The organism is Rhodococcus sp. WAY2 (genome assembly GCF_009859915.1).
In the GTDB taxonomy this organism is placed as follows: domain Bacteria; phylum Actinomycetota; class Actinomycetes; order Mycobacteriales; family Mycobacteriaceae; genus Rhodococcus_F; species Rhodococcus_F oxybenzonivorans.
Genome location: NZ_CP046572.1, coordinates 150,251 through 173,103, shown reverse-complemented (window position 1 = coordinate 173,103; position 22,853 = coordinate 150,251). Strand labels below are relative to the sequence as shown.

Annotated in this window: 17 protein-coding genes and 1 pseudogene; 13 read left to right on the top strand and 5 right to left on the bottom strand. The window is 63.2% G+C overall.

Going from position 1 to position 22,853, the window contains the following annotated elements:
- Positions 1-37: 37 nt before the first annotated feature.
- Both GFS60_RS00795 and GFS60_RS00790 read right to left on the bottom strand, forming a co-directional pair.
- Positions 38-1,069 (bottom strand): LLM class F420-dependent oxidoreductase, encoded by a 1,032-nt coding sequence (locus tag GFS60_RS00795; protein WP_159918562.1) that lies wholly within the window; start codon positions 1,067-1,069, stop codon positions 38-40.
- A gap of 70 nt (positions 1,070-1,139) precedes the next feature.
- On the bottom strand, positions 1,140-2,795 hold the full coding sequence (locus tag GFS60_RS00790) for a fatty acid--CoA ligase (protein ID WP_159918561.1): 1,656 nt from the start codon (positions 2,793-2,795) through the stop codon (positions 1,140-1,142).
- Between the two features lie 180 nt (positions 2,796-2,975).
- On the opposite strand from GFS60_RS00790, the gene GFS60_RS00785 reads away from it, so the two are divergent.
- The 12 genes and pseudogenes from GFS60_RS00785 to GFS60_RS40090 all read left to right on the top strand — a co-directional run bounded on the left by GFS60_RS00785 (position 2,976) and on the right by GFS60_RS40090 (position 15,285).
- Positions 2,976-4,208 carry a cytochrome P450 gene (locus GFS60_RS00785; RefSeq protein WP_159918560.1) on the top strand — a complete coding sequence of 411 codons (1,233 nt, stop codon included), beginning with the start codon at positions 2,976-2,978 and terminating at the stop codon, positions 4,206-4,208.
- A complete protein-coding gene (locus GFS60_RS00780) occupies positions 4,205-4,399 on the top strand; it encodes a ferredoxin (protein WP_105423174.1) in 195 nt (64 codons plus the stop codon). Before GFS60_RS00785 ends, GFS60_RS00780 begins: the two co-directional genes overlap by 4 nt.
- A gap of 4 nt (positions 4,400-4,403) precedes the next feature.
- A complete protein-coding gene (locus tag GFS60_RS00775; RefSeq protein ID WP_159918559.1) occupies positions 4,404-5,636 on the top strand; it encodes an NAD(P)/FAD-dependent oxidoreductase in 1,233 nt (410 codons plus the stop codon).
- Positions 5,637-5,674: 38 nt separating this feature from the next.
- On the top strand, positions 5,675-6,838 hold the full coding sequence (locus tag GFS60_RS00770; protein ID WP_159918558.1) for a thiolase family protein: 1,164 nt from the start codon (positions 5,675-5,677) through the stop codon (positions 6,836-6,838).
- A gap of 25 nt (positions 6,839-6,863) precedes the next feature.
- Positions 6,864-7,301, top strand: a complete 438-nt coding sequence (locus GFS60_RS00765) for a Zn-ribbon domain-containing OB-fold protein (RefSeq protein WP_159918557.1) — start codon at positions 6,864-6,866, stop codon at positions 7,299-7,301.
- Between the two features lie 39 nt (positions 7,302-7,340).
- Positions 7,341-8,042, top strand: a complete 702-nt coding sequence (locus GFS60_RS00760; RefSeq protein ID WP_159918556.1) for a TetR/AcrR family transcriptional regulator — start codon at positions 7,341-7,343, stop codon at positions 8,040-8,042.
- Positions 8,043-8,541: 499 nt separating this feature from the next.
- Positions 8,542-10,095: a long-chain-fatty-acid--CoA ligase gene (locus GFS60_RS00755; protein WP_159918555.1), complete on the top strand. Its 1,554-nt coding sequence runs from the start codon at positions 8,542-8,544 to the stop codon at positions 10,093-10,095.
- 53 nt (positions 10,096-10,148) lie between these two features.
- Complete coding sequence (locus GFS60_RS00750; RefSeq protein ID WP_159918554.1) at positions 10,149-10,553, top strand: SCP2 sterol-binding domain-containing protein; 405 nt, start codon at positions 10,149-10,151, stop codon at positions 10,551-10,553.
- Between the two features lie 31 nt (positions 10,554-10,584).
- Positions 10,585-12,111 (top strand): aldehyde dehydrogenase family protein, encoded by a 1,527-nt coding sequence (locus tag GFS60_RS00745; RefSeq protein ID WP_159918553.1) that lies wholly within the window; start codon positions 10,585-10,587, stop codon positions 12,109-12,111.
- Positions 12,108-13,211 carry an NAD(P)-dependent alcohol dehydrogenase gene (locus GFS60_RS00740; RefSeq protein ID WP_159918552.1) on the top strand — a complete coding sequence of 368 codons (1,104 nt, stop codon included), beginning with the start codon at positions 12,108-12,110 and terminating at the stop codon, positions 13,209-13,211. Before GFS60_RS00745 ends, GFS60_RS00740 begins: the two co-directional genes overlap by 4 nt.
- 110 nt (positions 13,212-13,321) lie before the next feature.
- Positions 13,322-13,780, top strand: a complete 459-nt coding sequence (locus GFS60_RS00735) for an ester cyclase (RefSeq protein WP_159918551.1) — start codon at positions 13,322-13,324, stop codon at positions 13,778-13,780.
- A 104-nt stretch (positions 13,781-13,884) separates the two neighbouring features.
- Positions 13,885-15,285 (top strand): annotated as a pseudogene (locus tag GFS60_RS40090) (lipase family protein).
- 79 nt (positions 15,286-15,364) lie between these two features.
- On the opposite strand, the gene GFS60_RS00725 reads toward GFS60_RS40090, so the two are convergent.
- A complete protein-coding gene (locus tag GFS60_RS00725) occupies positions 15,365-18,643 on the bottom strand; it encodes a protein kinase domain-containing protein (RefSeq protein WP_159918550.1) in 3,279 nt (1,092 codons plus the stop codon).
- Positions 18,644-19,001: 358 nt separating this feature from the next.
- The gene (locus GFS60_RS00720) at positions 19,002-20,504 is read right to left on the bottom strand and encodes a long-chain-fatty-acid--CoA ligase (RefSeq protein WP_159918549.1); all 1,503 of its coding nucleotides are present in this window, start codon (positions 20,502-20,504) and stop codon (positions 19,002-19,004) included.
- A gap of 583 nt (positions 20,505-21,087) precedes the next feature.
- Here GFS60_RS00720 and GFS60_RS00715 point away from each other — a divergent pair.
- A complete protein-coding gene (locus GFS60_RS00715) occupies positions 21,088-21,762 on the top strand; it encodes a TetR/AcrR family transcriptional regulator (RefSeq protein ID WP_109325610.1) in 675 nt (224 codons plus the stop codon).
- Positions 21,763-21,904: 142 nt separating this feature from the next.
- Here GFS60_RS00715 and GFS60_RS00710 read toward each other — a convergent pair whose 3' ends face one another.
- Complete coding sequence (locus GFS60_RS00710; RefSeq protein ID WP_201453488.1) at positions 21,905-22,774, bottom strand: mycofactocin-coupled SDR family oxidoreductase; 870 nt, start codon at positions 22,772-22,774, stop codon at positions 21,905-21,907.
- Positions 22,775-22,853: the final 79 nt, after the last annotated feature.

Here is a 22,853-nt window from a genome sequence, read left to right as displayed (position 1 = left end):
GACCGGCTGTACGGCCAATAACTTGCTCTTCGCCCATTCACGCGAGAAGTTCCGCTACCGCCTCGATCGAGGAATAACCGAGGCCCTGAAGCAGCAGCGTTTTGACCGCCGTCTTCTCCCATCGAACGAGGTCTTCTTTGATCTTGTCTCGTGATCCGACGAGCGCGACATCCTCGACCATGGCCAGGGGCACCGACGCTATTGCTTCGGATTTGCGCCCCTCCAGGTAGAGACGCTGAATACGTGCGCATTCCGCTTCGTAACCCATGCGCACAAACACTTGATTGTGAAAGTTGGCCTCCTTCGCGCCCATTCCACCCACGTAAAGCGCAATGTTGGGCCGGATCGCGTCGGCTGCCTTCTCGATGTCGTCGTCGATGACAATGGGGACCGTGGCGGCGATGTCGAAATCGTCGAGAGATCGACGGGCCCCGGGTTTCGAGAAGCCTTCCTCGAGGGCTCCTCGATAGAAGTCGTCCATCCGGGGCGAGTAGAAGATCGGCAGCCACCCGTCGGCTATCTCCGCGGCGAGTGCGATGTTCTTGGGCCCCTCGGCGCCGAGATAGATCGGGATCTCGGGACGAAGGGGGTGAAGCATCGACCGGAGTGGCTTTCCGAGGCCGGAGCCACCTTGCAGCGGAAGTTGGTAGAACGCACCATCGTTGTTACTTACGGGTTGGTCTCGTCGCACGAACTTACGAACAAGTTCGACGTATTCCCTTGTGCGAGCGAGTGGTCGAGGATACGGCTGCCCGTACCATCCCTCGACGACCTGAGGCCCCGAGACGCCCAGACCCAGGATGAAGCGGCCTCGAGACAGGTGGTCCAGTGTCATCGCCGCCATGGCGGTCGCCGCTGGGGTCCGCGCCGACATCTGCAGAATGTTGGTGCCCAACTTCACGGTACTGGTTGAGGCCCCGTACCACGCCAAGGGAGTTAAGCAATCAGATCCGTAGGTCTCGGCAGTCCAGACCGAGTCGTAGCCGAGACTCTCCGCAAGAGAGAATGCCGCTCGCTCGTCGGCCGAGGGCGCGGAAGACCAATAGCCCAGGTGAAATCCCAGTTTCATCGTTTACTGTCCCTACTTCGTCGTCATGGGTGTGGTTCGTTGTCGAGGTATGTGAATCCGGTCGTCGCATCTACCGAGACGGGGGAAGCACGCTGTCACCCGTCCGGGTGGTCCGGAGGTCGTCGACCACCAATTCGTCGGCGTCGTAGCGGCGGCGCAGGTCCTTCTTGTCGAGCTTGCCGACACTGGTCTTGGGGAGGGTGTCGACGAAGCTCCACCGTTCGGGAAGCCACCAACGGGCGACCTTGCCGTCGAGAAACGCGAGCAACTCGGGTGCAGTGACTGCCGCTCCGGGCTTCACGGTGACGCACACGAACGGGCGTTCCTCCCATTTCGGATCAGGTACGCCGATCACAGCAACCTCGATGACGGCTTCGTGCTCGAGCAGGGCGTTCTCGAGTTCGACCGTGGAGATCCATTCCCCGCCGCTCTTGATGCCGTCCTTGAGCCGGTCCTTGAGTTGGATCCACCCACCGTCGTGCAGGACTCCGAGGTCACCGGTGCGCAGCCATCCGTCGTCGAACTTGTCCGGTGCTGCGGCGCGAAAATAGGTGCCCGCGATGGTGGCGCCCCGCAGCTGTACTTCGCCGACGGACCGGCCATCCCAAGGCAATTCGTCACCGGATTCGCCGACGATGCGCGCCTGCACTCCGGGGACGATGCGCCCTGTCAGGCTCGCCCAGTGCGCCAGGTCGGCGTCGGGTGTGTTGTGGGGTGGCCGGGAGAACGTCAGGAGCGGGCTGGTCTCGGTCATCCCCCATCCCTGCGTCAACCGGACGCCGTGGTGGGTGGCCATGCTCCGCACCAGTGCGGCCGAGAGAGGGGAGCCACCGGATACGGCCAGACGTAGGCCGGTGAAGTCGACCGCCTGGGTGCGGGCGTACTCGTCGAGACCGGTCCACAGTGTCGGCACGGCGGCGGCGGCGGTGGGCGCGAGGTCGGTGATGATGCGGGCAAGGTGGTTGATCTGAAGAAACCGGTCGTTGAGGATGATGTCGGCCCCGCTCGTCCAGGCGGCGTGCGGCCAGCCCCAGGCGTTGGCGTGGAACATCGGCACGATCGGCAGAACCCGGTCGGCGTCGGAGAAACCGAAGGCGCTTCCGGTGGAGATTTGCAGGCTGTGCAAATAGATGGACCGGTGGCTGTAGGCCACTCCCTTCGGGTCGCCGGTCGTACCGGTGGTGTAGCAGAGCGCGGCGGCGCTGCGTTCGGGTAGGCGCGGCCACTCGAAGTCGGTCTCGGTATCCAGCACGTCGTCGAGATGGTGCAGTTGCACACCGGCGGGAACGGTCAGGTCCGCGTCGCCGGCGATGATCACGTGCTCCACGGTGGGGAGGCGGTCGATGATCCGCTGCAGCTGGGGCACCAGGTCGGCATCGACGAGGATCACTTTGTCCTCGGCGTGATTGGCGATGTAGACGATCTGATCATCGTGCAGTCGCAGATTCAGTGTGTGTAACACCGCCCCCATTCCCGGTACTGCGAAATAGGCAGCCAGATGCGCCGGACTGTTCCAGCACAACGTGGCAACCACATCGTCCCCGGACACGCCGAGCCGACGCAGACCTGCCGCGAGAGAGCTGACTGTGGCCCCGAATTCGCGGAAAGACAGACGCAGCACCTCGCCGCCCTGATAGTGCAGAACCGAACTGTCGGGGTGGGTGCGAAGGCCGTGCAGGAACAAATCCGACACGAGAAGGTCGACATCTTGCATGGTGCTGTGCATGGCAGGTCCGTCCTGGCTGTGAGGATTCAGGGTCGTTCCGCTGCGCCGTCGGCCGAATTGCGGAGCCGAAGCCGGTCTTGACCCACGGACAGCTGCTCCCTACCATAGACCGTACGTACGGTCAGTCAAGTACTGATTCCTGCTCGTCCATCCCTTCCTCCCTGCCCCGAAGGAAACGCCATGACGTTATCGGCCCTGCACACCGATCTCGGAAGCCCCGACGCGTACATTCACGGAGTTCCTCACGAGGTCTTCGCCGACCTCCGTCGCCACGAGCCGGTGGCGTGGATCGAAGAGCCGGCCGGTGAGGGTTTCGCCGGCGGCCCCGGTTTCTGGGCAGTCACCCGCTACGACGACGTGATGACCGTCTCGAAGAACCCGGACATTTTCTCCTCACACAAGGGCACGTCGTTCCTGCGTGATCAACGCCCTCAGGATCTCGCGGCCCTGCAGCAGATGATGCTCAACCTCGACCCCCCGGACCACTCGCAGATGCGGTCGATCGTCAGCAAGGTGTTCACCCCGAAGATGGTGCGCGGGATGTTCGACAGCATCGCTGATCACGCCCGCGCCATCGTTGATGCGTTGCCCGACGACACCGAGATCGATCTCGTCGAACACATTTCCGCAGAGATGCCGCTTCGGGTCCTGGCCGACGTCCTCGGGGTACCGTCGGAAGATCGGCACCTGCTGTACGACTGGACCAATCGGATGGTCGGGCTCGACGACCCCTCCTATGGAGGGCGCGAGGCTTTCCTCTCTGCGTTCATCGAAATGTTCAAGTATTCCAACGCACACACCAAGGCCAAGCGCGCCGAACCCGGCTCCGATGTGTGGTCACGGATCGTCAATGCGGAAGTCGATGGTGCCCGCCTGTCGACCGAAGAGCTCAACCGCTTCTTCCAATTGCTGGTCATCGCTGGAAACGAAACGACGCGCAACCTGCTGACCGGTTTCGTCCTCACGCTGAGTGAGCACCCGCAGGAGCGCAGCAAGCTGGCCACCGACCCGGCGCTGCTGCCGAACGCCATCGAAGAAGTGCTGCGATTCCACTCCCCCGTCATGCAATTCCGGCGCACGGTGACCCGACCGACCGAACTCGGCGGCAAACAGCTGCACGAGGGACAAAAGGTGGTCATGTTCTACGTCTCGGCCAACCGGGACGAAGCACAATTCGCCGACCCGGACACGTTCCGCATCGATCGAGGTGCCGCCAATCACCTCGCCTTCGGCGCCGGCACCCACTTCTGCCTGGGTAACAGCCTCGCGCGCCTCGAAGCGAAGGTGCTGCTCGAAACTCTGTTCACGCGATTCCCGCACTGGCAGGTCACCGGGCCGCCGGACCGTTTCCGGTCGAACTTCATCAACGGGATCAAGAAGCTTCCCATTCACCTCGGAAAGGCCACGTCATGAAGCTCTGCGTCGACCGCACCAAATGCACCGGCCTCGGAATCTGCGAATCCCTCGCCCCGGACTACTTCGAAATCGACGATGCCGGTCAATTGCTGGTGCTGCGCGAGCACACCGATGACAGCGACATCGACGATGTCCGTGCCGCCATCGAAGGGTGCCCGACCGAGGCACTCACCCTTGTCGAGGACTGAGACCATGCCCGAGCAGAATCTCGTGGTGGTCGGGGCGTCGTTGGCGGGTCTGCGTGCCGCCGAGGCAGCCCGCAAGGCGGGATTCACCGGAACGGTGACCCTCGTCGGCGCCGAGGAACACCTGCCCTACGACCGCCCCCCGTTGTCGAAGGCGTACCTCGACCCTGGACCAACCCCTCCGGACACCACCTTCCGTGCCCGCAGCACCCTCGACGACGCCGGAATCGACCTGCGTCTCGGCACCACCGCCACCCACCTCGACCCGGACGAGAAGACAATCCACACCTCGCACGGCTCACTGCCCTACGACATCGCCGTCATCGCGACCGGATCGTCGGCGCGGATGCTGCCGGGAACGGCCGCCATGACCGGTGTCGTCACGTTACGCACACTCGACGACGCGGTCACCGTCCGCGCCGCCCTCGACAACCGGGCCCGCACTGTGGTCGTCGGTGCCGGATTCATCGGCTCCGAGGTTGCCTCTGGGGCACGCAAACGAGGCCTGAACGTCACCGTGGTGGAGTCGCTGCCGGTTCCCCTGGTGCGCGCGATCGGTACGGACATGGGCCGTGCCTGCGCGGACCTTCACCGACGCAACGGAGTGGACCTGCGCTGCGGCGTCGGGGTCGAGAAAGTTCTCGGCAACGGACATGTCGAGGCCGTGCAATTGTCGGACGGATCAACACTCGAGGCCGATCTGGTCGTGGTCGGCGTCGGTGCGGACCCCGCCACCGAGTGGCTCGAGACCTCGGGCATCACTCTCGACCGCGGTGTCGTCTGCGACGAAACCATGGCGACCACGCTGCCGGGGGTTTACGCCGCCGGGGACGTCGCCCGCTGGCACAACCCACTCTTCGAGGCATCCATGCGGCTCGAGCACTGGACCAGTGCCGCCGAGCAGGGAGCACTCGCCGTCCGCAACGCACTCGACCCACGAGCCGCGAAGCCGTACCGCACCGTGCCCTATTTCTGGTCCGACTGGTACGACACCCGCATTCAGTTCGTGGGAGTGCCCGAGGCCGACGAAATACGCGTTGTCACCGGACATCTCGACGAGGGACAGTTCGTGGCGCTCTACCGGCGCGGCGACCGGGTCGTGGGCGCACTTGCCCTCGACCACCAGTCCCACATCATGAAATATCGTGCCCTGATCGCCAAGAGCGCGAGCTGGGAGCAGGCGCTCGACTACGCGCGCACCCGCCCGCCCAAGGACGCGACGCTCGCCGCGGGCCGCTGACACAAGGCCCACCCCGACACACTGCAGAAAAGAGGGCCATGCCAGAGCGCAACGCCACCATCGTCGGATACGGGCTCACCGAGGTGGGCAAGGTGTACGGGAAGACCGCGCGTGGTTTCGCCGCGGAGGCGGTCCGGTTGGCTGTCGCCGATGCCGGACTGTCCCTCGGCGACATCGACGGGCTCCTCGTCAACGCCCGCACGGGAACCGATCTCAACCTGACCCTCGCCCGCACCCTGGGGCTCGGAAATCTGCGGCTGCTCAGCGAGATCAATGCATTCGGCGCCTCGGCCGCCATCATGATCGCCCAGGCCTCGAAGGCGGTGCTGTCCGGCGAAGCGGAGGTAGTGGTGTGCGTTTTCGCCGACGACCCCAAGAAGCAGGACACCGGCGGAGCGCACGCTTACCGGGCAAGCTCCCTGACTGCGACGGGGTTCCGCAGCGCGGAGACCGCAGCCGGGTTCACCAGCGTCAATCACCGCTACGCTCTGGCGGCTCGCCGCTACATGGACCACTACGGCCTCACCTCCTCCCACCTCGGCGCCGTGGCGGTGTCTCAGCGGGCGTGGGCCCTCGACAATCCGGTGGCCCAGATGCGAACACCGTTGACCCTGGACGAGTACCACCAATCTCGATGGGTGGTCGAACCGCTACATCTGCTCGACTGCTGCCTCGTCTCCAACGGTGGTGCCGCAGTCGTGGTGACCACCCCGGAGCGGGCACGGGATCTACCGAATACCCCGGTCTACGTCCGCGGGTGGGGCCAAGCCCACCCGGGGTACGTCCTCGAACGTGACAGCGATTTCGGCCTCGTGACCGGCGCCGCCGTATCCGGGCCGGCGGCGTTGAAGATGGCCGGAATGACCGTCGACGACATTGATCTGCGGGAAATCTACGATTGCTACACCTACACCCTCCTGGTGACGCTCGAGGACTACGGATTCTGCGGTAAGGGCGAAGCCGGGGAACTAGCCGCCAGCGGGGCACTCGCCCCCGGCGGCACCCTGCCCACCAACACCGGCGGCGGGCAACTGTCGTCGTTCTATCTGTGGGGCATGACCCCGTTGATGGAAGCCCTCACGCAACTGCGAGGAGAAGGGGGCCGACGGCAGGTCCGTGAGCACGCCACCGCCATCGTCAGCGGCAACGGCGGCATTCTCGACCACCACGGCACCCTGGTTCTCGCCACCAGCTCGGCGTGAACACCAGCAACGGAGAAGGAACACGATGACATTTCCCGCCGTCCGGGACGAGACCTCGGCACCGTACTTCGATGCCCTCCGGGAGGGCAGGTTGATTTTGCGGTCATGCACCCGTTGCCGGCATATCGGCCGACCCGACACCCTCAGCTGCAGCTCGTGCCACAGCGACGAGCTCACGTGGGTCGGCTCCACTGGTGACGGGGTGGTGGTGTCCGCAGTCGTCGACCACGCGAGTGTGCCCGAGCCCACCGTCCTTGCGCTGGTCGAGCTCCGAGAAGGACCGTGGATTGCCAGCCGCATCCTCGACGTCGCCACCGCGTCCGACGTCCCGGTATGCGCACCGGTGCGGTTGCGCATCACCGAATTTGCCGACGGTGAGGCGATTCCAACATTCATTCTCGCATCCGACCATCGCTGTGACGGTGCGCCGGATCCACGAGTGATCACACGGCGCTTAGACTGACTGCACGATCAGGACCGCGAACGAGGTGGAGGTAGCGCGATGGCAAAGGCCGGTACCCGGCTGGCCGGTAAAGCCAACGAGATCCTCCAGGTCTTCACGCACAACGTCGCGCAGTTCGGTTACGACGGGACGAACCTGAGCGATATCGCCAACGAGTTGTCGATCTCCAAGGGCACCATCGTCCATCATTACGGCACCAAGGATCGCCTGCTCGCCGCCCTGCACACGTCCTACATGCGCCGCCGCCTCACCGAAGCGAAGTTGCTGATCAGCAAACTCGACCATCCCGAGCAGCAACTCGCAGGACTGCTGTTCGCGTTCATCCTTTACCAAGAGCACGACCGCGACGCCACCATCGCGTTCCAGCGCGAGGTCATGCGCCTGGCAGCGCTCGATATCGACACCGAGGGACTCGAACTACGCGCCGAATACATCCAGCTGGTGCGTGACGTGATCGAAGCCGGAATCGCCTCGGGACGGCTTCGAAAAACGGATCTGCGGATTCAGTCCCTGCTGATGTTCGGATCCGCGCAATGGGCCTACACCTGGTTCGACCCGAGCGGTGACGAATCCGCCGAAGAGGTCGGGGCAGCACTGGTCGATCTCGTGCTGGGCAGCCTCCTGGTCCGTCGCACAGCACTGCCGGCGTTGGCGGATCCGAAGGGTCTGGCTGCCCAGACCGCGCGGCAGTGCCTGCTCGAAGCGTCCGCCGAATCCGGCAGCGGGCTCGCCGCATCCTGACCGCTACACCGCGTCGCGGCGAGACCAACGCTCGCGTCACGAGAACGGTGGACCACGCCCGCCAGGCACGTAGCGGGAAAAGGGGCATCGGTCACCACTCGGTGCTGGGCCCATCCGTGTAGAGACTCTCTCCGGCCACGCGGTACTTCTACGCCGGGTCAGGTCGCTGAATACCAGTGCCATGAGTAGTCAGGCGGCCGCGCATATGCGTGCCCATTCGACCCGGCGCTCAGCGCGCACGCCAGCCGAATCTTATTGCGCAGCAATAATTATTCAAATAGAAGTCCTATTCCTTCCGATAAGTGTCCCCACTGGGCACTCGGCACAGCACCCGACTGGGTAGCCCCGGTGGGGAGAGCTCTCCATATTCGGATTTTTCGCCCAACTTCTTCGGTGACCCCTTGTGCTGTACGTCACGCTTCTGCTTTACTGACCGTGCGTACGGTCACTAGTTGAGTCGGACGAAACGGACTGAACAACTTCCCTCGAGAGGTGCCTGATGGCTTCACCCATCCACCATGTCTTCGACCCGATCACCTACTGGGTATCGCAGGATCCCACCCGAGTCGCCCTGCGATTCGGGGACGAGTCGTGGACATGGCAACAATTGTCGGACCGTGTGCGGCGTAACGCCGCAGCGCAGTCGGCACTCGGGCTGGCACCGGGTGACCGGGTCGCGTTCCTGGACAAGAATCACCCGGCCAGCATCGAGACGACACTCGCGTGCGCCTTGGCCGGAACGGCCAACGCGGTACTGAACTTCCGCCTCGCACCGTCCGAATTGACTTACGTCATCAACGACAGCCAGGCCGAACTGCTGATCCTCGGCGCCGAATTCGTCGATGTCGTCGAGACGATCAAGCCGAACCTCGACCATGTGCGCACCATCATCGTCCTCGGTGGTGAGGCGGACGAATACGAGGCGTGGCTCGACCAGGCGCCGCCACGCCACATCGCTCATTCAGCCCTTCCGGAGGATTGCTTCCTGCAGCTCTACACCTCCGGCACCACCGGGCACCCAAAGGGTGCCATGCTGACGCACCGCTCCGTGGGCGCGCACAGCATTGCGGCCAGCGCGGCTTTCGGCTTCACCCGAGACAGCGTGAATATGGTGGCCATGCCGCTGTTTCATGTGGGCGGCACCAGCTGGGCACTGGCCGCGATGTCGCAGGGCGCGGAGACGGTCCTCGTACGTGAGGTCGTTCCCGCGATGGTTCTGGATCAGATCACCCGCCACTCGGTCACCCACGCGTTCTTCGTCCCCGCCGTCATCCGGTTCTTCCTGCAGGTCCCGGGTGTGTCCGCACGGGAGTTCTCCTCGCTGCGCTGCCTCGGATACGGCGGATCACCCATGCCCGAACCCCTCCTGCGAGAGGCGATGAGCACCTTCGATGTCGACTTCTACCAGGTCTACGGCATGACCGAAGCATCTGGAGTGTTCTGCGTACTCGGGCCGCGGGACCACCGCGATCCTGCCCGGCCCGAACGCCTCCGCTCGGCAGGCCAGCCAATCGAGGGTGCCGAGGTCCGGGTCGTGGACCCAGTCAGCGGGGACGAGGTGCCCGTCGGCGAGGTCGGGGAATTTCAGATCCGCGGACCGCAGGTGATGGCGGGTTACTGGCAGCACGATGCGGACACCGCCGCCAGCTTCGATGGCGAGTGGTTCAAGACCGGCGACGCCGGCCGACGGGACTCCGATGGGTTCTACTACGTCGAAGACCGGGTCAAGGACGTCATCATCTCCGGCGGTGAGAACATCTACCCCGCCGAGGTGGAGCGCGTGATCAACGAGTTCCCCGATGTCGCGGAAGTCGCCGTCTTCGGCGTTCCCGACGACAAGTGGGGGGAAGTGGTCCACGCGGTCGTGGTCGCGAACAGCGGCGCCGACATCGACGAAAACAAACTGCTCGACTTCTGCGCCGCTCATCTGGCCGGGTACAAGCGACCCCGCACCATCGACATCGTTCCGAGCCTGCCGCGTAACGCGACAGGAAAGATCCTCAAACGCGAACTGCGCGCACCCCATTGGGCGGGCCGCAGCCGATCGGTCTGAGTCCAATCCGGACAAGCACCAACCACAGACCCCCATCCGAAAGGGATAACACCATGAGCTACTTCACCGACGCCACCGAGGTCTACCGCTACCTGGGTGGAGTCTTCCGCGCAGCCAACGACGAACCGACCGCCGGCCCGGCGCTCAAGGACGCCGACCTCATCCTCCGACTCGACTACACCAACCCCGATTCGTCGCTCACCGTCGCACTGAAGCCAGAAGGCATCGAGGTGATCGAAGGCGAAAACGACCTCATCCCGGATGTCCGGTTGGCGATGTCCGCCGACAACGGCAACAAGTTCTGGCGCGGTGAGTACAACGTGGCGGTGGGGTTGGCCAAGGGCCAGGTCAAGGCCAAGGGCCCGGTGTCGAAGATCCTCAAGCTGATTCCGATCTCCAAGCCGCTGTTCCCGATCTACAAGAACCTGGTCGCCGAGAAAGACGCCCAGCACAGCTGATCACCCGGCCTCGAGCAAGGACAACCCAACCATGACAGCCATACCGCACTACACCCAGTTCATCGACGGTCATTGGGTCGATACCGCCCGCACGTTCGACATCATCGACCCCGCGAACGGCGAACTGGTCGCCACCGTCGCCCGAGGCTCCGTCGAGGACCTCGACCAGGCGGTCGCCGCCGCCAAAGCCGCCCACGCCCGGGGCGAGTGGCGCTCGAAGACGCCGGACGAACGCGCCGACATCTTGTCGGCAATTGTCGCCGACCTGTCCGAGCGCATGGAGGACCTGGTCGCTCTGCACGTCAAGGAGAACGGCGTCACCGTCCGCCAGGCAATGGCCTTCCACGTCGGGTATTCGATCTCGCACCTGCAGTACTTCGCCGACTTGGCCCGCACCTACGAATTCGAGCGGTCAGGACCGCAATTGTCCTACCCCACACTGGCATCCGGGATCGTGCGCCGTGAACCGATCGGTGTGGTCGGCGGCATCGTGCCGTGGAACTTCCCGCTGCTGCTTGCTGTGTGGAAACTCGGTCCTGCCCTGGCGGCCGGCAACACCATCGTGCTCAAGCCCGATGAAAAGACGCCCCTTACCTTGCTCGAACTGGCCAAGTCCGCAGAACGAGCCGGGCTGCCGAAAGGCGTGCTCAACATCGTCACCGGTGCCGGCGAAGAGGTCGGTGCCCGCCTCGCCGCACACCCGGACGTACGCAAAATCGCCTTCACCGGGTCGACGGCGGTCGGCAGGGAGGTCAGCAAGCTCGCCGCGGAGAACATCAAGAAGGTCACCCTCGAACTCGGCGGCAAGGGACCGAACATCGTGCTCGCCGACGCCGATATCGACTCCGCGGTCGACGGGGCACTCTTCGCCTGCTTCCTCTACGCCGGTCAGGCATGCGAATCGGGAACCCGGTTGCTGCTGCCCGAGAGCCTGCACGACGAAGTCGTCGACCGCCTGGTTCAGCGGGCGGCGACCATCAAGGTCGGCGACCCGTCGGAGTTCGACACCGACATCGGCCCGATCATCTCCGCCGAGCAACACGCACGGATCCTCGACTACATCGAAATCGGCCAGAAGGAGGGCGCAACCCTCGCGTTCGGCGGCGAACCCCCCACCGGAACGCAATTCGAGCAAGGGCACTGGGTGCGCCCGACGATCTTCACAGACGTCACACCCGACATGCGCATCGCCCGTGAGGAGATCTTCGGTCCCGTCCTGTCGGTTCTGAAGTACCGCACCGTCGACGAAGCCGTCGCGATCGCCAACGACTCCGAGTACGGATTGTCGGCCGGGGTGTGGAGCGAAGACCTCGAAGCGGCACTCGACGTCGCGGCGCGAATCGAGTCGGGCACCGTCTGGATCAACGACTGGCATATGGTCAACGTTCTCTACCCCTTCGGCGGTTACAAACAGAGCGGGAACGGCCGCGAACTCGGGCCTCACGCGCTCGACGAGTACACCGAGGAGAAGTTCGTCCACGTCGACCTCTCGCGGTCCCTCGACCGCAAGGTGTACGACCTCGTCCTGCCCGCGGTCCCGACGGCGGTGGACCGATGAGCCACGCACGTGTCGCGCTGTTCGAGGCGCCGGACGAGAAGCTCACGGTTGTCGACGTGCAGATCGGACCGCTCGCCGAGGACGAGATTCGGATCCGCGTCGCCGGCGTCGGGATCTGTCACACGGACCTCACCGCTCTGCGCGGTGGTGTTCCCCTGCCCTTGCCTGCGGTGGTCGGACACGAAGCATCCGGGATCGTCGAAGAGGTCGGGGCCGAGGTGACGACCCTCGTACCCGGAGACCACGTCGTGGTCAGTTTCGACTCCTGCCGAACATGCACTCAATGCACCTCGGGGCGGCCGGCCTACTGTGAGTTGTTCGCGGCGCTGAACTACTTCGGCACACGCCTGGACGGCTCGACCACGATGAGCCGTGACGGCGAACCGGTCCACGGCAACTGGTTCGGCCAATCCTCGTTCGGAACCCATGCCGTCGCGAGCGTACGCAACGCCGTCAAGGTCGACGAATCCTTGCCCCTACACCTGCTGGGGCCGCTCGGCTGCAGCTTGCAGACCGGGGCCGGCACCGTAATGAGTGTCCTGCGGCCAAAACCCGGGCAGAGCATTGCGGTGTTCGGTCTCGGCGCGGTCGGGCTCAGCGCTCTCATGGCGGCCAAAGCGCTCGGCTGCACACCCATCATCGCGATCGATCCGAACCCGGAACGTCTGAATTTGGCGACCGAGCTCGGCGCCACCCACACCCTCGACCCCAATGCGATCGACGACCTCGCGTGGGCGGTCACCGACATCAGCGCCAACGGTGTCGATTTCAGCGTCGACGCCGTAGGGCTCGAGTCCGTCGTGCAACAGGCGCTGGCAGTGCTGCGATCCCCAGGCATCTGCGCCACCCTCGGACTACAAGGCCTCGAAAACGACATCGTGATCGACCAAGGCCATCTTCTACTCGGTCGCACACTCACCGGGGTCATCGAAGGCGACGTCGACCCCCACCAGTTCATCCCACAGTTGGTCGACCTGTGGAAGAACGGACAGTTCCCCTTCGACAAACTGATCGAGACCTACACACTGCCGGAAATCAACGAGGCGCTCGCGGCAGCCGCCGCGGGTTCCGTAATAAAACCGGTGATCGTGTTCGACTGAGCGCTGGAAACCGGGAAACATGTTCGATCGTCGTGGCGAGAGTGTCCCTCCCGTCTGTGAACCCCATCCATCAACACATCACCGTGTTCAACAAAGAAGGATCTGACTCGATGTCTATCGACACCACCGCTGTCACTGCCGATTTCATACACAATTTCTTCGCGTGCGTCGACGCGCACGATTTCGACCGGGTCGAATCAATGCTCGACCCCGAATGCGAGATTGTCGCTCCAGGATTCACCCAGGTCGGTGCCCCCTATGTCTGCCTCTGGATGGCCGGGTTCTTCGCGACCTTTCCCGATCTTCGCCATCGACCACGCCGCGTCGTGGTCGATGGCAACGAGATCGCCTTCGAACTGCACGTGACCGGGACGCACACGGAAGACCTCCCGCTGCCGGACGGCTCGAGCATTCCACCGACGGGGCGGTCCCTCGACATCACCCTGGGAGAATTCTGGACACTCGCCGAAGGCCGGGTGAAGAACTACACCGTGTACTACGACCACCACGACTTCCTCACCCAAATGTCAGCACTGGATTCAGATGTGGCCAAGAATCACGTCGGGTAACCCGGATCGATGCGAACATTGCTCGGTAGCTGCGAACGCCGCGGAATGCTCATGCTGCGTTGCCAACTCGTCTCCGAGCTACCAGAGAACGTTGACTTCACGGCATGCCTGGAGCCGCGGCGCATCGCCTGCAGCAGATGTTCTCCGCACCCCCCATTCGGGGGTTTCGGTCCGTATCGAGCCATGCCAGAGTTGTGATCCGCATCACCAATACCCCTAGGAGGGTTCGGATGAATCGTCGTCGTTTTCGCGCCGTGACCGCCGTGGCAGTCACGCTCGCTGCGGTGGCCATGTTCGGGTCGGCTGGACAAGTGGTGGCCGAACCACTAAACGCTGCAACCGCAGCGGATTTCTATCTTCCACCGAATCCGTTGCCCGCCGGTAACAGTGGGGATCTGATCCGCAGCGAACCCTTCCGCCCGCTGGGTGGTTCGCCATTGGCGGTCCTGGTACCGGCCGCGTCCGCCACCCGAATCATGTATCTCTCCTCCGACACCGTTGGCGCGCCGGTCGCGGTCACCGGAACGATTCTGGAGCCGACCGCGGCGTGGTCGGGGTCCGGGCCACGCCCCCTCGTCAGCTATACGTTCGGCACCATCGGCGCGGGCGACAATTGCGCCCCCTCGAAATTGATCGCCGACGGCATCACTACCGATGGTGCCGGAACACCGATGCCCAACTTATACATTCTCGACGTCGTGTCGCTGCTGGCACGCGGCATCACTGTCGTGGTCACCGACTATGAGGGGCTCGGTACCCCGGGCGCACACACGTACCTGCAACCGGTACCCGAAGCGCACGCCGTGCTTGACGCAACACGCGCCGCCATTCGCTTCGGCGTGGCGACACCGCAGGCGCCGGTGGGAATTTGGGGATACTGACAAGGCGGCTCGGCAGCCGGTGGCGCCGCCCAACTCGCCCGCAGCTACGCTCCCGATCTCAACCTCGCGGGCACCGTTGTCGGCGCACCGCCCGCGAACGTCGCCTCTACCCTGTCGAACGTCGACGGTAAAGCGCTCACCGATGTAATCGGGTTCTTCCTCAACGGTCTGCTGGCCAGCCACCCGGAATTCACGGACGCCGTCATCACGATGCTGAACTCCGACGGGATCGATTTCCTGCACCGCACCGCAACCGAATGCAACGTGAACGCCCTACTCCATGCCTATCAGCCCACCAGTTCGTTGACGGTCAGCGGCCGACCCATCATCGACGAACTGCAAGCCAATCCCGCGATCCGGGCCGTTCTCGACAGTTTCAATCTGGGGACACCAGCCCCCGCTGATCCCGTTCTCCTCGCTCAGAACGTCAACGACGACGTCACCCCCGCCGCGGACACCTACGGCTTGGAGAACGCCTGGCGTGGGGCGGGCGCCGACGTAACCGTGGCACACCTCGACACGCCTCCGCTGCTACCGCAGCTCGGGGTCGCGGGGCATGGGGCCGGGCTTCTCCTCGACAATCCGACCGCTGTGCAATGGCTCATCGACCGGTTCACCCATTGACATCCTGGTCGATTCGGCAAGAGGCGCTGGCCTGGATCGAGCCCGCATGGCGCGACCCGAGCGTCCGTACCACAGTGTGTCAGGGCATGGTTCGCCGTGATTCCACTACCCATGCAGCGATCTGGGCACGCGAGGTGAAGCCCAACTTGGCAAGAAGGTGTTCGATGTGCCCCTGTGCGGTACGCACAGAGATCGTCAAGCGGGACGCTATCTCTCTATTGGTCAACCCCTCGGCGACCAGCTCGGCGACCTCACGCTCCCGCTTGGTCGGTCCGGCCTGGCCAGTGGTCGGTGTGTATGACGCCGGACTTTGCTCACCGAGTGCGTAGGCGACCGCGGACTCCACTCCCAACTTGTTCCCTTTTCTCTGAGCTGCAGCAAATACCTTTTCGCTCAGCGCCCTCCGTGTATCCCGTTCACATCTCTCGCGGTACTGGACCAACCCGGACACGAACATCGGGGAACTCCCCATGGCACTGCTCAGGTTTTCGGCAGCTGAGGTCAACACCACGGCTCGTTCGAAAGCACCTTCCTCGGTCGCGATCCACGCGAGTGCCTGTAGGCAGATGCTGATGACGAGCCGCTCATTGACTTTCCGAGCAGTGCGGAGCGCTTGTTGGAGTAGCTCGTTCGCGCGTTCGGTATTGGCGTGTCGCCACACCACCACGGCCAGGGCCCACAGCAAATACGACCGATGCACTGCTTCGCCGCGCTCCTCGGTGACCGCGAGTGCACTCTCGTAACATGCGATGGCGCGCTCGGTGTGATCGAGCAACTCGTACGCGAACCCAAGACCCTGCAACAAGAGGATGTGGAGGGCAAGTGCACTCGGCACGGCGGCGTAGGTCGGTCGTGCGGCTTCGAAATGGATTCGTGCGTACTCGACGTCGCCGCCGTACAGGGCCCGGTGACCTTCGGCAAGGTCGATGTGCGCCTGCAGCAGAGGATCGGCCGATCGATCGGCGAGTGCCCGTCCTTCCTGGATCAGGGTGATCGATGCCTGCAGGTCGCCCTGCACTCCCGCCATCACGCTGGCCCAGAGTATTGCCTTGGCGCGGTCAACGCCCACGGTGCGGGGCGACAGAGTTAATAGTCGATCGATCCAGCGCCGTCCCTCGGTCAACAAACCGCGCGATAACCAGAGAGGGAACAGCGCTGCGGCCATGCCAAGCCCGGACTCGGGGTCTTCGGAGACACAGAACTCGTGTGCCTGTCGTAAATTCGGCAGTTCGGCGACCAATCGGCTAAGCCACTCGAGTTGCCGCGGACCGACCCAATCAGCTTCGGCGTCCGAGGCCAGCTGCACGTACCAATTTTTGTATCGGGTGCGCAGCTCGGAGTAGTCGGCGCCGGCACGGACCTTCTCCCGACCGTAGTCGCGCACCGTCTCGAGCATCCGGAACCGAGCGACCGGAGCCGACTGCTCTCGATTGAGAATCGACTTGTCGACGAGAAAGGTGACGGTGTCCAGGAAATCGTCAACGGTCAGGTCCTGCCCGAAGATCTGCTCGGCCGCAGCGAGTTCGAAGCTACCTGCGAACATGGAAAGGCGAGCCCACATCAGTTGTTCCAGGGGTGTGCACAGGTCATAGCTCCAGTCGATGCACATCCGCAGGGTCTGTTGCCGTGACGGGGCGTCTCTGCGTCCGCGAGTCAGGAACCGGTAGCGGTCGGTGAGTCGCTGCAGAATCTCCTCTGGGGAGATCGCCCGAAGTCGCGCCGCGGCCAGCTCGATCGCCAACGGCAGGCCGTCGAGGCGCTGGCATATCCGGGCGACGGTCACCTTGTTGTCGTCGGTGACCTCAAAGCCAGGCATGACCGCGGCGCCCCGCTCGGCGAACAGTGCCAACGCGTCGTTGCCGGGCAATCGTCTCGGCAGATGGTCGGCGTCGGGTACCGGAAGCGGGGCGATCGGTAGCGCTATTTCGCCGCTGATACCGATCGGCTCCCGGCTGGTCAGCAGCATCCGCAGGCCCGGGCTGGTGCGGAGCAGCGCTTCGGAGAGTTTCGCGACCGCGTCGACCACCTGCTCGCAATTGTCCAGAACGAGTAACACTTCGTGCGGGGCAAGGAATTCCGTGAGGACCTCGAGAAGTGGCCTCGCAGCTCGGTCTCGGAGACCCAGCGCATCCGCCACCATGTTGACGACAAGCGAGTCGTCGCGCAGCTCGGCCAGCTCGATCAGGAACACACCATCAGCGAAACGCGATTGCGTTCGATCTGCGACTCGCAGCGCCAGTCGGGTCTTGCCCACCCCTCCCATCCCGGTCAAGGTCACCATGCGGGCCGTCGACAGCAAGCTAGCGACCTTCGCCGTCTCCTCCCGACGGTCGATGAAGCTGGTCAACTCCAGCGGCAGCGCCCCGGTGCGGCCCGGATGCGGGGCTCGTGGCGCATCATCGTGGGATGGTTGCGTTGGTGGCGTGTGACTGGGGGCGCTGTTGTCGGTTTCGTCGTGAAACGTGCGGCCGGCAATGTCGTCGACCGGAAAGCCGTGCTCGTGTTGCAGGCGCCGCAGCTGCTGGCCCAGTTCCCCAACGGATGGGCGACCGGCAGGATCATTTGCCATCGCGGCCTCGATCACGGTGCTGACATCGTCGGCGATGCCGTGCTCTCTCGGGTCCGGCGTCGGCGCGGTGGTGATCCGGACGAACTGGGCGACCAGTTGCTCACCACTCCGGCGCTCGAACGCGGCGTGCCCGGTAACGGCGGCGAACACGGTCGCGCCCAGACCGTACACATCGGCGGCCGGACTCGCGGCACCTCCAGCGACGATCTCCGGAGCCGTGAAAGCCGGCGATCCGGTCACCACTCCGGCGGTGGTTTCGAATCCGCCCGAAATGTGCGCGATCCCGAAGTCGGCTAATGCGGGTTCACCGTAATCGGTGAGCAAGATATTGGCCGGCTTGACGTCGCGATGGAGGATGCCGAGGCCGTGCGCGGCTTCGAGGGCACCGGCGATCTTGACGCCCACGCGCAGCACGTCCTCCAGCGTCAGCGGACCCCGTCTTCGGATGCGGGCATCGAGGGAGTCATGGGTGTAGAAGGGCATGACGATAAAAGGCCGGTCGTTCTCAGTTACCCCGACCTGCAGGACGTTGACGACGTTGGGATGGCCGGTCAAGCGGCCCGCGGCACGCTGCTCACGCAGAAATCGCGCACGGCTGTCCTCGTCGAGGTCCCCGGTCAACACCTTCACGGCCACGGTGCGATCGAGCGCAGTCTGCCGACAGCGGTACACGACCCCGAACCCTCCGCGGCCGATCTCCGCGGCGTCGGCGAACCCAGCCGCCGCCAAGTCCGCGACGACCGAAGCGGCCACATCCGGACGGGTAGCGAAGGGATCAAACTCCATCATGAAGGCCCTCGGATTGCCGAACCGTGTCGATTGTTTGCCCACTCGAAGTTACTCGTCCCAACTTCGACCCGCGCAGAGTTAGCCGATGCCGCACCTCGATATCGTCAGGACTGAAAGGCCGACAGGACGTTGAAGCTGCGGGTTTGATCCCCGGCTTTCGTCGATAAGGATCGCCAAGACCAGCAGGTCAAAAGAACGATTCAGGGCGGCGCGCGGCGCAGCTCGACTCGCGGGGACACCGCACGCCACCCCGTCCCGCCATACTGACCCGCAGCTGCGGTCGATCCGTTCGTGTGGCGCGGAAGGGTGTGCGGTTGATCAGTCGGCAAACTCACCACCCGTTCGGAGTTGTGAAGAGTCAGCCCACGGCGGGCGGCTCAACTTGCCTGCGGAGAATTTTGCCGGTCGGTCCTTTTGGGAGGCTGGGTACAAACCAAATTTGCCGGGGGTACTTGTACGCGGCGAGCCTGGCGCGAACGAACTCGATTATCTCAGTCGGCTCGACGTGCGCTCCGCGTTTGAGTGATACGGCCGCTCCGATTTGTTCCCCGAGGTGCGTGTGTTTGATACCTACAACAGCTGCCTCGGCAACAGCTGGATGCTCGTACAGAACCTCTTCCACTTCGCGTGGGTACACGTTGTAGCCGCCGCGAATAATGATGTCCTTTTTTCGATCGATGATGCTGTAGTAGCCATCGCTGTCTCGTGTGGCGATGTCGCCTGTGCGGAACCAGCCGTCGCTTATGGCCTCCGCGGTGGCAGCCGGACGAGCCCAGTATCCCTTCATCACGTTCTCACCGCGGATTTGGATTTCTCCTGCCTCATCACAGCCGACAATTTCGTTGTCGTCGTCGTCGACTAGTCGGAGCGTGCATCCGCGCACGGGAATCCCGATCGTGCCAGCTTTGCGCGGGTATCCGGGCTGGTTGAAGCAAGCAATGGGTGCGGTTTCAGAAAGTCCGTACCCCTCGTATATCTCGCATTCGAATCTCCGTTCGAACGCTTTGAGAACCTCGACAGGCATCGGCGCTCCCCCTACGATGCAGCAGCGGAGATGGGATAGCTCGGCGGAGTCGGCGTCGGGAGAGTTGAGCATCGCGGAGTACATGGTGGGGACCCCTTCGAGGACTGTAACCTCATCTCGAATCAGAACACGCAGGGCCGATTCCGCATCGAACTTGGGGATCAGTGTGAGGAGGGCTCCTGACTTCACCGCGGCATTCAGTCCACAGGTCAGGCCGAACACGTGGAACAGTGGCAAACACCCCAAGATGACGTCATTGGACCCGGTTTGAATCAGAGTCTCGGCAGTCGTCGAAGCATTGGTCGACATATTCTCGTGAGTGAGTTCCGCTCCCTTAGGACTTCCCGTCGTCCCAGACGTATAGAGAAGAACTGCGGTGTCGTCGCGGCTGCGCTCCACGGGTTCATCGATCGGGTTCCCGGTCAGATCAGCGTCACTCGGACCACGGTCGTTGACCAATAGAGCGGTAATCCCTTTTGCTAGTGCGGCTTTCGCAACCAGATCCCCGCGAGATCGAGAGCCATAGATGAGAGCCATCCCAGAGTCTTCCAAGTAATATGTGATCTCCCGGTCCTTGAGCATGGGGTTGATCGGAACTGCGACGGCGCCCGCCATCAGAATCCCGTAGAAGATGATCGGAAACGCTGGGACGTTCGGCAGTACGATGCCGACCCGATCGCCGGATCGAATACCTCGCGAATGCAGGTCGCCCGCCACTGCCGCAGCGGCACGGTGGAACTCTGAGTAATTCAAGGTGGTTTCATCAAGCCGGATCGCGGGTCGATCGCCTAGTTGCCGAGCAGTCTCGACGAGATTGTTTGCGAGATTTGATGACATCGAACGACTTCTCCTGGATTGGCGTGGCGTCAGGAGGCTACGGATGCGCCGGCGCTTCGGGACGTGAGCGACCGTCGCGCAAGTGAGCGAACCGACCTGAATTACGAGTTACGAGATACCCCGCGAGCGGGTTTCGCCGGCGTGCCGATGAACATTGCCCGTCGCGGTTCACGTACGTACAATATAAACGATGTGTCGAGTATGATCAACGTGCAGTCGAGACACTTAGCCAGATGTTTGCCTACGCAATGGAGAGGAGGGTCGACTTGGCGCTGTGCCGTCGATGAGGTGACGCTCGCGCAGGCAATGAGCCCTGCACGCAAGGCTCACGGGCTGACGTGGGTCGAATCGCGCAATGGGTGCCGCGTCACCGATTTCGCACCACTCGTCGACTTGCTACATGAACATTAAGTCGGATCGGCATGCCAACGTGGTCAAGACGGGCCTGGAAATTCGCCCCGATTGTTTTACCGAACTGCCGTGCAATCCGAGAGGCCGTCTCGGGCGATGCTGCGGTGCATATCGTGTGCGGACGTCGTGCCCCCGGCTACATTTGCAGGTTGAACTAGCCTACTCTGTAGCCATGGCGACTTCGTTCTCAAACGGTCTCAACGCATCCGAACCGCGGACTGGTAGGCGCAATCTCAAGGGTGACATGCGCGAGCAAGCAATCCTCGAGGGTGCTTATGAGATTCTGCGCACCGAGCCGTTACGAAACGTTTCGATCGACGACCTTGCCAAGAGGGCGGGGTTGTCGCGTTCATCCTTCTATTTCTATTTCGAATCTAAATGGCAGGTTCTCTCGGCGCTTCTCTCGAGTGTGACTGCCGATGTGTTCACTGCATCATCGATGATCTTCGAGCGACCTCCTGGAATTTCTCCGGAGGCTGCCATTGAGCATGCAGTGTCGGAGGTCATGGTCGTGTGGGAGCGGCATGGACACGTACTCCGCGAGGTCGGTGATGCAGCAGCGGCCGAACCCACTCTGCAGGCCCAGTGGGACAAAATACTGGGTCGCTTTATCGATGCCGCGGCCGCTGCGATCGAGCGCGACAGAGCCACGGGTGTGGCTATTGATGGACCACCGGCTCGTTCACTGGCGGCAGCGCTAATGTGGATGGGTGAACGAAACCTGGGACTTATGAGCATGCGAAGCGAGAATGCAATTCGCACCGAAGACATGGTTGAGACGGTCACCACCGTGTGGCTCAGAACGGTATTTGGTTTGGAATGGAGAGGGCGTTCGAAGAGCGATTAGTTCGGGTCGTTCAGTGCAATCGCAGCGAACTGGTTAAACAACCGGTTCGCTGCGATCGATTTGTGCTATTCAGCTTTGTCTCGCATGGAAACTCCGGGCCTTCAGGAAGTGCGTCTCTTCCAGTCGACGGTACGTCGAGTTGTTACTGTGGTTGATCGGCGGCCATCTTTGCCATATTCAGTCCTGGCATAAGCATATGGCCACCGTCAACGTGCATCTCGAGTCCGGTGGTCCAACGAGACTCGTCGGACGCGAGCCACAGCACCGCTTCGCTCATGGCGCGTGGTGGGAGCAACCCGACATCGCGAAGGGTAGACCAGTACTTCGCGCCTTCAAGGTCTTCTTTCACACCCTGACCGGGGCCTTTACCTGCACAGAGGTCATATCCGCCCTGCCAGTCGAGGGCTGGAGTGTCGGTCGGCCCTGGGAGCAGGATATTGACTCGGATACCGTACTGACCAAACTCGAGCGCAGCGCTTTTCGCCAGCCCTATAACGCCGTGCTTCGACGCGACATAGTGGGCGTAATGGGGTGATCCCTCCACGCCGTTGCCGGATGAGGTAACGATGATTGAACCGCCGCCCCGTTCCTTGATCGCCGGTGACACCGCCTTCAAGGTGCGCCACACTCCGGTGATATTGACGTCCAGAACACCTGTGAACTCGTCTTCAGGGATATCGTGGAACGGGTGTACGGTCCAGATTCCGGCGTTGGCGACCGCAACGTCCAGACCACCGAATGCCTTTACGCCCTCAGCAACCAGTTTGTCGAGCGACGACTGCTTCCGGACATCTCCCTCGTGTGCAATGATTCGTCGTCCCAGTGCTTCTACCTCTTTGACTGTGATCTGGAGGTCGTCAGCTGATCCGGTCGGATACGGGAGCCCGGTGTCCGGCGGACAGTCGATAGCGAGGATATTGGCGCCCTCCTCAGCGAGCCGGATTGCGTGCGCCCGTCCCATTCCACGTGCCGCACCTGTTACCAGGGCGACCTTTCCGTCCATGCGTCCCATTGGTCTCTCCTCTTGTGAGTGTGAATCGGATTGGTTGTGCTTCCCGGTCGTTCGCGTACCGGGTGGCCGGTTGTGTACA